The sequence below is a fragment of the Bacillus pumilus genome, assembly GCF_003431975.1.
Taxonomy (GTDB): Bacteria; Bacillota; Bacilli; order Bacillales; family Bacillaceae; genus Bacillus; species Bacillus pumilus_N.
Window position 1 is genome coordinate 3332937 of the sequence record NZ_CP027116.1, and the last position, 13016, is coordinate 3345952.

Annotated in this window: 9 protein-coding genes; 7 read left to right on the top strand and 2 right to left on the bottom strand. The window is 39.6% G+C overall.

The features are described from left to right. Nucleotides 1-7: 7 nt before the first annotated feature. Both uvrB and C5695_RS17315 read right to left on the bottom strand, forming a co-directional pair. Entirely contained in the window at nt 8-1993 is a 1986-nt protein-coding gene (gene uvrB / locus C5695_RS17310) for an excinuclease ABC subunit UvrB (protein ID WP_117731924.1), read from the bottom strand. Between the two features lie 302 nt (nt 1994-2295). Next, entirely contained in the window at nt 2296-2541 is a 246-nt protein-coding gene (locus C5695_RS17315) for a CsbA family protein (protein WP_012011392.1), read from the bottom strand. Nucleotides 2542-2822: 281 nt separating this feature from the next. Here C5695_RS17315 and C5695_RS17320 point away from each other — a divergent pair, with 281 nt between their 5' ends. The 7 genes from C5695_RS17320 (at nt 2823) to C5695_RS17350 (ending at nt 13010) form a co-directional block, all read left to right on the top strand. After that, the gene (locus C5695_RS17320; protein ID WP_117731926.1) at nt 2823-5354 is read left to right on the top strand and encodes a PEP/pyruvate-binding domain-containing protein; all 2532 of its coding nucleotides are present in this window, start codon (nt 2823-2825) and stop codon (nt 5352-5354) included. A gap of 90 nt (nt 5355-5444) precedes the next feature. Next, complete coding sequence (locus tag C5695_RS17325) at nt 5445-6017, top strand: TetR/AcrR family transcriptional regulator (protein WP_117731928.1); 573 nt, start codon at nt 5445-5447, stop codon at nt 6015-6017. 40 nt (nt 6018-6057) lie between these two features. Continuing rightward, nucleotides 6058-7392, top strand: coding sequence for an MFS transporter (locus C5695_RS17330; protein ID WP_117731930.1), 1335 nt, complete (start codon nt 6058-6060; stop codon nt 7390-7392). A gap of 276 nt (nt 7393-7668) precedes the next feature. Then, a complete protein-coding gene (locus tag C5695_RS17335) occupies nt 7669-8652 on the top strand; it encodes a YncE family protein (protein ID WP_117731932.1) in 984 nt (327 codons plus the stop codon). After that, nucleotides 8649-9335 carry a response regulator transcription factor gene (locus C5695_RS17340; protein WP_117731934.1) on the top strand — a complete coding sequence of 229 codons (687 nt, stop codon included), beginning with the start codon at nt 8649-8651 and terminating at the stop codon, nt 9333-9335. Before C5695_RS17335 ends, C5695_RS17340 begins: the two co-directional genes overlap by 4 nt. Next, nucleotides 9332-10768, top strand: coding sequence for a HAMP domain-containing sensor histidine kinase (locus C5695_RS17345; protein WP_117731936.1), 1437 nt, complete (start codon nt 9332-9334; stop codon nt 10766-10768). Before C5695_RS17340 ends, C5695_RS17345 begins: the two co-directional genes overlap by 4 nt. A 133-nt stretch (nt 10769-10901) precedes the next feature. Continuing rightward, on the top strand, nt 10902-13010 hold the full coding sequence (locus tag C5695_RS17350) for a glycosyltransferase family 39 protein (protein ID WP_117731938.1): 2109 nt from the start codon (nt 10902-10904) through the stop codon (nt 13008-13010). Nucleotides 13011-13016 lie beyond the last annotated feature (6 nt).

Below are 13016 nucleotides of genomic sequence, written 5' to 3' on the forward strand. Positions count from 1 at the left end.
CAGGCAATCATCCTTCCGCTTTTAGCTCTAGCAATAGATCTCTTAATTCTGCTGCTTTTTCAAAATCAAGCGCTTTTGCTGCATCTTTCATTTCGATCTCGATTTTTTCGATTACTTTTTCTCGTTCTTTTTTGCTCATTTTTGACAGCTTTGGTGCTACATTTGTTTCATATTCTTCCGATTCCTCATGTATCTTTGTTGCTTTAATGGCATCTCTGATTTTCTTATGGATGGTTTGCGGAGTAATTCCATATTTCTCATTATACGCCTCTTGCTGCTCTCGTCTTCGCTTCGTTTCTTGGATCGCAATATCCATTGATTTTGTCATTTTATCTGCATACATAATGACTCGGCCTTCTGAATTTCTCGCTGCTCGGCCAATCGTCTGGATAAGAGATCTTTCAGAACGTAAAAAGCCTTCTTTATCTGCATCTAAAATCGTCACGAGCGACACCTCTGGAATATCCAGTCCTTCACGAAGAAGGTTGATTCCAACAAGTACATCATATTTTCCGAGACGTAAATCGCGAATAATCTCAATCCGCTCTAAGGTTTTAATTTCTGAATGCAGATAATTGACCTTGATTCCAATCTCTTTTAAGTAATCTGTCAGATCCTCAGACATTTTCTTCGTCAGCGTCGTCACGAGCACGCGCTCATTTTTCTCAATTCGCGCATGAATTTCTCCAATTAAGTCATCAATTTGTCCTTCAATCGGACGCACTTCAATGATTGGATCAAGTAAACCGGTTGGACGAATAATTTGCTCTACAACCTCTGGCGTTTTCTCAAGCTCGTACGGACCTGGCGTTGCAGATACATGCACAATATGGTTGATATGCTTTTCAAATTCATCAAAGGTGAGCGGTCTATTATCAAGTGCTGAAGGAAGACGGAATCCGTGATCAACCAGCACTTGCTTTCTTGCCTGGTCCCCGTTGTACATCGCACGGATTTGCGGGACCGTCACATGAGACTCATCGACAACAATCATAAAATCATCTGGGAAATAATCAAGCAGTGTATAAGGTGTTGAACCAGGCGGGCGCAAAGTCAGATGTCTTGAGTAGTTCTCAATTCCTGAACAAAAGCCCATCTCTCTCATCATTTCAAGGTCATATCTTGTCCGCTGCTCAAGGCGTTGCGCTTCAAGCAACTTTCCATTATCACGAAGCTTTTCAAGCTGCTCCTCAAGCTCTTGTTCAATATTAATAATTGCTTTTTCCATTTTTTCTTCTCTTGTGACGAAGTGAGATGCTGGGAAAATCGCCACATGTTCACGATCACCGAGTATTTCTCCAGTCAGTGCATCGACTTCACGAATACGTTCAATTTCATCACCGAAAAACTCCACTCTGATACAATGCTCATCACGTGAAGCAGGAAAAATTTCAACGACGTCCCCTCGTACTCGGAAAGTTCCACGCTGAAAATCTATATCGTTACGAGAATACTGAATGTCCACCAGCTTACGTAGAAGCTGATTGCGTTCAATCTCCATTTCAGTACGTAAAGACAGCACAAGCTCCCGATATTCCTCTGGTGAACCTAAGCCATAAATACAGGACACACTGGCAATAATAATGACATCTCTCCGCTCAAATAACGAAGACGTAGCCGAGTGTCTCAGCTTATCGATCTCATCATTGATGCTGGCATCCTTTTCAATAAATGTATCAGTCTGAGGCACATATGCCTCTGGCTGGTAATAATCATAGTAACTCACAAAATATTCGACAGCATTATTCGGAAAGAATTCCTTGAACTCACTGTATAACTGGCCGGCAAGTGTCTTGTTATGCGCAATGACAAGTGTCGGTTTGTTCACTTCTTTGATCAGGTTGGATACAGTAAAGGTCTTTCCCGTACCTGTAGCACCTAACAGCGTTTGATGCTGTTTCCCCTGATGGATCCCCTCAACAAGCTTTTCAATCGCCTTCGGCTGATCTCCTTGGGGCTGATAGTTAGAAACTAATTCAAAGCGGTCACTCACATCAAAGCCTCCGTTTCGTTACGAAATCTATCTAATGAATATATTATCATAAAAGAACACAAAAATACGAACTAAAGTTCGTGTTCGGTTTGATTTTTATTTCCAATACAGTCATACCCTCTCTCCCATGGGAAATAACCCTCTTATGAAAACCTTCCTTTCAGTATGGAACATTTTGGAGAGAGATATTCGATGAGCAGAAAAAGATCACAAAAAGAAAGCTGCACTCACTGGAAGTCGTAAGCACAGCTCATAGTAAAATCATCAACTTTTGGCCTTTCACGTTCATAATGATGAAGACATCAATGATGTTTTTCGGCCTTTTCTCTTTTTTCGATTTCTTTCTTAGCCATATACAATGCTCCAGCCACTAAAGAAATAATATCTAATCCCACAATAAAGTAGGTTTCTGTATAGCCCTTCATGTACGAGGCAAATAAAAGCGCTGCTGTTAACGCAATGCCCACATAATGATTATAGGTAACCTTTGAAAATAAAATGACGAGCAGGAAAGGAAAAACAAGTGCAAATATGGCTTTTGTAATCACAAAAACCCTCCCTCTTCTTGGTCTACTTCCTTGATTATAGTAAAGATTGGCATATTGAACAATTCACAGATTTCAATTTCACTAATTTTTCTTGTTGCTTGAAGACTTTTGATTTAGATATAGAGAGAAATTAGTGAAAATGTCCCCTTTGTAAAGATGGGTCTTTACGTCTTTGACAGTTACATCCAATAAATCCTATGATTAAAATGATAGTGCGCACTATCATTTTAAAAATAAAGAGACAGACAAACCATTGGCTATTTGGATAAGGGGGCATTCCCATGTATTCAGTATTATTTCATGCGGCTGAAGAATCCGCATCACTCGCTGGGGCAAAAGGTGTGAATTTAATCAAATTAAACAACCACGGCCTGCCAGTCCCAGAGGGATTTATTATCAAAACCAACAGCTTTGGAAGCTTTCTTTCATATCATCATCTGCATCCAGCAGAACAAAACCTTGCACAAAAAATCAAAGAAGCATCGTTTCCTTCTCAAATGGAAACAGAACTTCTTTCGTCCTTTCAATCATTACGGAAGACTTATCCTTCAGTTGCAGTTCGATCGTCTTCTGTTGCCGAAGATCTCGAAGGTGCCTCATTTGCCGGACAATACGAAACCTATTTAAATATCAAAACAAATGAAGAATTTTTACAAGCTGTCAAAGAATGCTGGTCTTCTTATTTTGCAGCGAGAGTAACTGAATATAAGGAAGAGATGGATGAAAACGAAGAAGAAATGCCGCTCATGGCTGTTGTCGTTCAAGGCTTGATTCACTCTGATGTCGCCGGTGTCATTTTCAGTGAGAATCCAGTATCGGGAAAAACAAATGAAATGATGCTGACAGCAAGCTACGGACTAGGAGAGGCCATCGTTTCCGGGCTGGTGACACCAGACACATTTACTGTAGACAAAGAGACATTTTCTATTGAAAAATCACTTGGAACGAAAGAGCTGAAAATTGTTCCCTATCAAGAGGGTGTTATCGAACAAGCAGTAACAGAGGAAATGGCTGGGCAGTTTTGCCTGAATGATGAACAGTTAGTAGAAATCACGCAAATCACCAAACAAGTAGAAGCACTTTATGGACATGGAGTCGATATTGAATTTGGAATAGCAAATGGCACATTTTATTTACTTCAAGCAAGACCAATTACCACAGCCCTCCCAAAAGAAGCAGAAGAAACAGCGGGTGCTTCTTTTCAAATGCAGCCAGAAGAGCTGCAGGATTTCTGGATTTCAATGGACGATCATATGCCTGGCCCAACGAGCCCTCTCTTCTCAAGCCTGATCATCCCAGCATTAAAAAGTGGTATGAAGAAAAATGGCGAAAAATATCAAGTACCTGATCTGAATGTAAAAGATATTAAACTTTATAGAGGCCATCTATACTCAGCACCGTCGCTGCCGGAAGCGAGCGCAGAAACTGCACCAGTTTTTGATGAGAGCATATTTGAGCTATTTCCGCATTTAAGTGAACGTATGTATGAAATTTTAGAGAAAAATTTCTTTCCTTTCTACGATAAACTCGATCGCCAAATGAAGGAACCTATGACGATTGAAGAAGCCATCATCGGCTTTGAAGAATTAAAGAATTTTTATATACAAGCATACGATGATCATTTTGATATTGTCATACCTCAAGTCATTCTATCGGCTATAATCGAAGACATGCTTGTCACGTATACTGGTGATCAAACACAAGTGATTCTGTTTCATGAGATGATGATAGGCGTGATGAACAAATCTCTTGAAACAGACAAGATGCTATCTGATATTGCAAAGAGTATCCTTCAAAATCCAGAACTTCATCAAGCATTTATGAACCATGAAAAAAACCGAGAGCTGCTTTATGCACTTAATCAATCGGAAAAAGGCAGAGACTTCATTTCGACATTAGAGGAATTTCTCCAAGTCTATGGCTGGCGATCTGTTAAAAGTCATGACCTAACAGAAGAAACATGGGTGGAAAACCCTGAGTTTATTTTAGATATCATCAGAAACAATATTCTGTACCAATGTGATTTTGATGAAGAATTTGCCCAAGCCGTTATCAAAAGACAAGAATCATATGAGCTTTTTATGAGTCAAGTAAAGGATGAAGCATTTAAAACAAAGTTTGAAACACTTTATCAATTTGCCCTAAAGGCCGCTCATATCCGAGATGATCATCACTTCTACATCGATGCCATGTTAGATGCAAAAGCTAGAATATACCTTTTGAAAATGGGTGATCTTCTTGTCCAAAAAGGAGCGATTCCCCATCAAGAAGATCTATGGTACCTCTACGATGAGGAGGTACACAAAGCACTCACAACGTCTGCCACATTCGATACAGTCATCGCACAACGAAAAATTGACATGAAAGAAAATGAAGCCATTCAACCACCAGCTTATATGGGCACCCCAACTGAAGCTGAATTGCAACAAGTAGAAAAAATGCTTGGTTCATTAAGAGAAAATGAAAACAACACAAACGATGTGATCCATGGAATTGGTGCCTCTAGCGGTATTGTTTCTGGAAGAGTAAAAGTGATTACCTGCGCTGAGGAATTCTCACAATTTCAAAAGGATGATATTTTAGTTTGCAAAACGACCACACCTTTATGGACGAGCTTATTTAGAGATGCAAAAGCAGTCATTACTGATGCTGGCGGCATTTTGTCTCATTCAGCTATTATTGCCAGAGAGTATATGATGCCAGCCGTCCTAGGTACCCGAATAGCGACTGAAACACTTCAATCCGGTGACCTTGTGACAGTAGATGGAAGCAATGGACGCGTTCACATATTAAAACAGCATTCACGTGTCTAGCTTTACCTTTTTTGATCATATTGGCGGTCATAGGTTTTATCGGTATACTTACTTTGTTGCAAACACATTCATAATCTGAGGTGAGTATGCTTGTTAAAATCTACAAATCAACGAATCATTCGCGCAACAATGGATTTATTAACTGAAAAGGGCTATCAAAAAACCACAACAAAAGAGATAGCAACAAAAGCGAATGTAAGCGAAGCGACGATTTTCCGCAACTTTAAAAACAAACGCGGCGTCATTGCTGCCATTATGAAAATGAAATCAACACCGACAAAAACCCTAGAAGCAGAATTTAAAGGCGATTTATACACCGATTTAAAGTTTCTCGGTTCCTATTTCCTTGAAGATTTAACTTCAAAAAAGGAATTTATTTATATCAGCATGCGAGAACCAGCTATGTACAAGGATTTGACCAGTCACGAAAAAATTTATCCTCAAGAGCTAAGGGAAATGCTGATACAATATTTCAAAAAGATGGGATCCCAGTATCGAGTATTAAAAGAAAAAGAAGACATTTATGCAGACATTTTCCTTAGTACGTATTTCGGTTTTTTTATTCAACAGCTAGAGCAAGACTTCCAACTCGTTTTAACTCAAAAAGAAGATTTTATTGAAACATGCACACACATTTTCATGAGAGGAATTTCTCCCGCTTAAAGGGTGAAATTCTTCTTTTTTACAAAAGGTGGTATACACATTGAGGTTACAAAAAGAGAGCTTGATTATTTATTCTTTGTTACTTGGAGCTATACTAGTTCCTATCAACTCAACGATGATCGCAGTCGCTCTATCTTCCATATCAACTTATTATAATCAATCCATTTCAAACATTACTTGGGTTGTCACGATTTACCTGATTGTCATGGCGGTCACTCAGCCTATCGCTGGTAAGTTAGGAGATATATACGGGCACCGCCGCATGTATTTAACCGGAGTGACACTCTTTTTAGTAGGCTCGATTGGATGTGCTTTCGCGCCTAATCTAGCTTTTCTCATCACCTTTCGATCCATTCAAGCAGCTGGCGGGGCTATTTTAACACCGAATAGCATTGCATTGATTCGTGCAACAGTATCACCAGAAAAACTGTCTAAAACAATGGGGTACTTTGGATTTGGTGCTGGCATTGGGGCCGCACTTGGGCCTTTTATTGGATCGATTCTTATTCAGAGCTTTGATTGGCATTCCATATTCTTAGTGAATATCCCATTTTTGTTCCTTACACTTGTCACCGGTGTTTTACTCATTCCACAAATAAAGCATACACGCTTACAAGCAAAGGTAGATATCATCGGTTCATTGTATTTAACCATCGGAATTTCCACAATCATTCTATGCACAAAAAGCCAGCTATTAAATGAATATTTAATTTATGGAAGTATAACTTTAATTGTGATTCCTTTATTCTTTAAACATGTACGGAAAGTAAAGAATCCAATCATCGATTTGTCCCTATTTAAAAACAGTTCATTTACAAATGCGAACCTGTCTATCATGCTAAGTAATTTTGTCATGTACGCCATCCTTCTCATTATGCCGCTGTTTATGGAACAACAACTTGCTCTTTCACATACTCAGAGCGGTGTGATTCTATCGGTATTTTCGCTTTGTATGTCTGTGAGCGGTTTGCTAGGGGCAAGACTTCATCCGAAAAAAGGCGCGAAAAAAATGATTCGCTTTTCTTTTCTCTGCCTCACTTTATCAGGTATCATGCTCATCACACTGAGTCAGTATCCAACACTACCACTGCTGATCATTACACTAGTTGCAGGAGGAATCTCATCAGGAATTGGTATGACAAGTATGCAGATGGCCTCTTTAACATCTGTTGATCAAAGCTTATCTGGTTCAGCATCGGGTATTTTCTCTACCTTTCGATATTTTGGCAGTATCATTTCATCAACATTGATTGGGATCGTGAGTGGTTTTCAATCTTTATTTATTGTATTAATGGGCGCAGGAATCCTTGGTTTCTTCTTATCTCAACGTGTCAAAACAAAATCCACAGCTTCATCATCTGGGCACTCCGCCTAATAACTCCCTACGCTCTATGTTGATGTAGAGCGGGGGAGTTTTCAACATTTGTATCACTGTAAGCTATAGCGGGTACAGTAATCAAATATTGAAAATCCTTTTTTGAAGATGTAAAAAAGGTATATGACTAGACAAAAAGAATTTTCAGATGGAATTTATCCCCTTTTCCCTACCTAAAAGCTATTTTTCTTCTCTTCCAGCAATGATAACTTCGATTTTTTTTCACAATTTTTGTGGTATGCTTTTTGAAAATAGAGGACGCAAAGGAGCGGAAGAATGGAACGTGTAAAATATATTTTGATCTGTCTATCAGCTCTACTGTTATTCCTGTCAGGCTGTGGAAAAGACCAACAATTTACTCCACCTGCCAGCTCTCAATCGATCGCTGTCATTTCTCAATTAAAAAAGGCCTCCTTTTCCATAGTCGATTTACAAAAAAACAAAATGATCTCTTCCGTTGATTTAAAACATCCGCTCACTGATCTTATCAAAATCAACAAAGAAGTCATCATCGCAACAAGTAAAGAAGGTGAATCGCTGATTGAAATTAATTTAAAAAAGGGCACAGTGACAGATTATATGGATGTGAATAAAGGGCTGACTTCCCTCACATATGATGCAGCTTCTCACACCTTAATTGCAGCGGATTCACTGAAAAATGTCGTTTATTTAATTGATACGCAGCGTAAAAAAATAAAAGCGACTGTGAAGACCGGAAAGTTACCTTCTTCTATGACCCTTTCTTCTTCAGGTAACTTATTTGTTTTAAATGCAGAAAGTCATACTGTCTCCGTCATAGATATTAAGAAGGAAAAGCAAGTGCATACGTTCTCTGTACTTGAACGGCCTTCTGGTATTCATTTTGATGGACATTTTATTTGGATCGGTGGACACGGTAAACCAGGAACCTTAAATAAAAGCATTTTTGCTTACAATCCTAGAACAGGTAAAAAAGAGCGTGAAATGAAACTAGGCGTTATGCCCGTTGCGTTTTTTTCAGAGAAAAATTCTTCTACATTGTATGTACTTTGTCATGGAGACCATACGCTATACAAAGTAGATACAGAGACAAATAAGCAGCTTGCTTCTGTTGAAACTGGTCAAAATCCGAATTATATCACCGCTGATGCCTCATCGATTTATGTGAGTAACTTAGATGACAATTCAGTTTCAATTATTGATAAACATACATTCATGCTGAAAAATCGACTGAATGTCCCATCTGGACCTTATGCTATCGTGTTGGAGGAAAAGAAATGAAAGAACAAATGCATATTTTAATCGTAGACGATGAGTCCGATATGCTTGAGTTAATCGGATCCTTTTTAAAAAGACAAGGCTTTCACATCACAACAGCAAATAATGGAATGGATGCCTTACGTCAGCTTGAAAAGGAGCCCATTGACCTTGTTGTACTAGATATCATGATGCCTGATATGGACGGATTTGAAGTCTGCCAGCGTATCAGACAAACATCTCAAATACCTATTTTATTCTTAACAGCTAGAGGTTATGAGGAGGATCGAATTAGAGGCCTTGAAATTGGAGCAGATGACTATATCATGAAGCCGTTCAGTCTACGTGAACTTGCGGCAAGAATTGAAACAACCTTAAGACGAATTAGAGGTCTTTCGCTAAAGCGTAGTAGAATCCAAATTGGCGATATGGAGATCGATCAAGATGGCAGACAAGTCTATATCCAGCAAGAGCCCATTAATGTAACAAGAAGAGAATTCGATTTACTCATGTTTCTTTTGCTCAATCAAGGCCAAGTGTTTTCACGAGAACAGCTCTATCAAAAATTGTGGGAATCACATTCAACGAGCGGCTCTTTAAGAACAGTCGATACCCATATCAAAACACTGAGACTGAAATTAAAAGGAGCAGAACGGCATATTAAAACCGTTTGGGGTATTGGGTATAAGTTTGAGGAGGAAGAATGAAGCCATTATCGATTAAAAAGAAAGTGCTCTTCTTAATCCTTGTAGTGACCGGAATTGTTGCGGCCTCCGCTCTTGCCCTTACTTATTACTTATACCAGCACTTATATATTGATAAACAGATCGATTCCTTAAGTTTACAAGGTAAGAAGCTGGCAGAAATCTATCACGAACACGGGAAAGATACGTATTTTACCAATAGGATAAAATGGACAAACGAATCAAGTGAAGCGAATATTATTTTCACAGATGACCCAATGGAGCTTTCAAGTGGACTTCCTTTTGATACGAACACAAATGATAATCTCATCACGTTCAAGGAACGCCAAAAGCTTCTTCAAGGGGAAACCGTCGTGTTAATTAGAGAACATCCACAGTTTCATCAAGATATTCTCGGCATCGCCATCCCTGTTTTCTCAAACAAAGATGAGCTTGCGGGGACCATTTTTCTATCCATGCCCTTATCAGATGTGTATGAACCTTTTGTCCAAATCAGATTAACACTTGGCATATCCATTTTATTAATCCTGCTCCTTATTTTCCTTATCGGCTATAAGAGCTCCAATAAAGTCGTGCGGACAATTAATCAAATGAAAGAAATTGCAATGGAAATGGAATCTGGTGATTTTTCCAAACGCATGGCTGTGACGAAAAATGGAGATGAGTTAAACCAGCTTAGCCGCTCCTTTAATAAACTGTCTTCCAGCCTCGAAAAAGTGGAACAGCACCGGAGAGAATTTCTGGCGAATGTCTCTCATGAACTTAGAACTCCGCTAAGTTATATGAAAGGTTATGCTGAAGGAATTGAAGAGGGCATTATTGACCAAAAGAAAGGCATGCAGATTATTCAAGACGAATCCACACGATTAAGCAGGCTCGTACATGACCTTCTTGATCTCGCGCAGTTAGAGGGGGAATCTTACCCACTAACGATGGAGCCGATCGTTTTTGCACAAGTCATTCATGATGTTCTTGATCAAATGACATTCATTGCTAGTCAAAAGGGAATCTCTTTCAACCGAGTACTCGAAGAGGATTGTATTATATATGGTGATAGCGATCGTCTTCAGCAAGTCGTTCGTAATTTATTGGACAATGCCATCCATTACACGCCATCAGGAAAATCAATTTCAATTGAATTATTCGTTCACCAAAACACTGCTGAATTGAGAATCTCAGATGAAGGCAGCGGTATTCCAAAAGAAGATCTTCCTCATGTTTCTGAGCGTTTTTATCGAGTGAATAAAGCCCGCACAAGAAAAGATGGTGGTTCTGGTCTTGGACTAGCCATTGTTTATCAAATTATTAAAAAACATCACGGTACGTTCGATCTTCAATCTGAACAAGGAATAGGTACGACCGCTATCATACAATTACCAAGTGTAGAGAGCACTGAAAATCCGCCTTTCTCACCACAAAATAAGATGACACCTTAACACAAAACAGCTCTTTTTTTCTAGAGCTGTTTTTATTCAACAGAAAAATAAAGAATTGTCCTTTTTTATTAACAATTTATTCATATTTGCTTGTTACACTTTTTTCAAGTTAAGAAAAAGGAGTGATAAGCTGTTGACTAGACGCTTTCAGAAATTTGATCTTTATTTATTTTTCATATTAATTTTATCTGCCATTTTAAACATTTATAACATTTGGAACGACGATACGGTAAACGCTTATTATACAGCGGCGGTCACAAGCATGATGCAAAGCTGGCATAATTTCTTCTTTGCTTCGTTCGATTCCTCAGGTTATGTCACGGTGGATAAACCGCCGCTCGCCTTCTGGCTGCAAACGATCAGCGCCAAAATTTTCGGCCTTCATGGCTGGAGTGTGATCTTACCCCAAGCTTTAGCTGGCATTGGATCTGTTTATTTCATCTACCGCCTAGTCAAACCTACATTTGGCCAGGCTGCTGCAAGACTATCAGCACTCATGATGGCATGTACACCAATCGCAGTTGCTGTATCACGTACAAATAACATTGACAGCTTACTCGTCTTTATTCTTTTACTCGCAACAGTCATGATGTTCAAAGCTGTGAAACAGCAGAAGGTGCTTTGGGCGATTGCTTCATTTGCAATGATCGGTGTCGGCTTTAATACAAAAATGCTGCAAGCGTATATGATTGTACCAGCTCTCATCCTGTTTTACATCATTGCCTATCGAACGACATGGAAGAAAAAGCTGCTATCACTGATGATTTCAATGATTGTTCTTTTAGGTGTATCTGCTTCTTGGTCTATAGCAGTTGATCTCACCTCCAAAGATAATCGTCCTTATATGGGATCAAGTCAATCGAACTCAGCACTCGAATTAGCCTTTGGTTACAACGGTCTTCAGCGGCTGACAGGTCAACAGTCTGGCGGCGGCTCAAATCAGCGTGAAGGGCAGCCACCTTCACAGCAGGGTGATCAGCAAAATGACAATGATTCATCCACCATGCCACAACCGCCATCTAATGGAGATCAAAGCAATTCAGACAACACAAACCAATCATCTAATCAGGAACAGTCTTCAATGCAAGGACCACCAAGCAGTGCTAATGGCACAACACCACCTGATATGCCTTCAGGCGGTAATGGTGATGGGCCGCCAAATGGCGGGGGCGGAAAAATGGGGAATGGTTCTGGTGTATTTGGAACAGGAACAAAAGGGCCATTACGTCTGTTCCAATCTGAACTTTCCGATCAAATCAGCTGGCTGCTTCCATTTGCCCTCTTTGGCATGATTGGTATTTTCTTCTCGACAGCCTTTGAAAGAAGACGGCTCAATACAAAACAAAAAGAAACACTATTTTGGTTAGCTTGGCTTATACCCGTTGCTGCATTTTTCAGTGTAGCTGGATTTTTCCATCACTATTATTTAATTATGCTGGCACCCCCAATTGCTGTATTAGCGGGAGCCGGATGGGTCTCTATGACTCAATTGTTTCAAACAGGAACTGGCTTTAAAAAATGGCTGCTTCCAATTGCGATATTTGTTACAACAGCATTTGAAATCTTTATCTTATCCACTTTCACAAGCACGATCGGTCTTGGACTAAGCATTGCAGTCGGTCTCATTGGGATTGGAACGATCCTTTCTCTGCTTTTGATAAAAGGGAAAGAAAAACTCAAACAATTCATGTCTCTCATCGCCATCATTGGCATGCTGATCGCACCACTATACTGGGCAAGCACCCCTCTTCTTTATGGAGGAAACAGTATGCTGCCAGAGGCTGGTCCTCAGCTTGCAACTTCAAGAGGCAGCATGAGTTCACAAGTCAATGAAAAGCTGATCAGCTATCTGGAGAAAAACAATACAGGAGAAGAATTCCTATTTGGGACAACAGATGCCACCACAGCTTCACCTTACATTATTAAAACAGGCAAAGCTGTTATGGCATTAGGCGGATTTAGTGGATCTGACAATATCCTCACGCTTGGTGAATTCAAACAGCTCGTCAAAGACGGAAAGATCAAATATTTCTATTTATCTGGTATGAGAGGCGGAAGCTCTGACATTCTAAATTGGATTCAAAAAAACGGCAAAGAAGTATCTACATCTAAATGGCAGAACAGCTCTACATCCAAAGCGAAGCAGCAAACAGACAGTTCAGACAGCCAGCCATCGGAACAACAAGATCAGTCAAATAGAGGAATGGGGCGTGGCACCCTTTATCAACTATCCATTGATTAATCCATC

Coding starts and splice junctions, on each gene's coding strand:
- C5695_RS17320 (WP_117731926.1), top strand. CDS start 2,823: ATGTATTCAGTATTATTTCATGCGGCTGAAGAATCCGCATCACTCGCT.
- C5695_RS17335 (WP_117731932.1), top strand. CDS start 7,669: ATGGAACGTGTAAAATATATTTTGATCTGTCTATCAGCTCTACTGTTA.
- C5695_RS17340 (WP_117731934.1), top strand. CDS start 8,649: ATGAAAGAACAAATGCATATTTTAATCGTAGACGATGAGTCCGATATG.
- C5695_RS17345 (WP_117731936.1), top strand. CDS start 9,332: ATGAAGCCATTATCGATTAAAAAGAAAGTGCTCTTCTTAATCCTTGTA.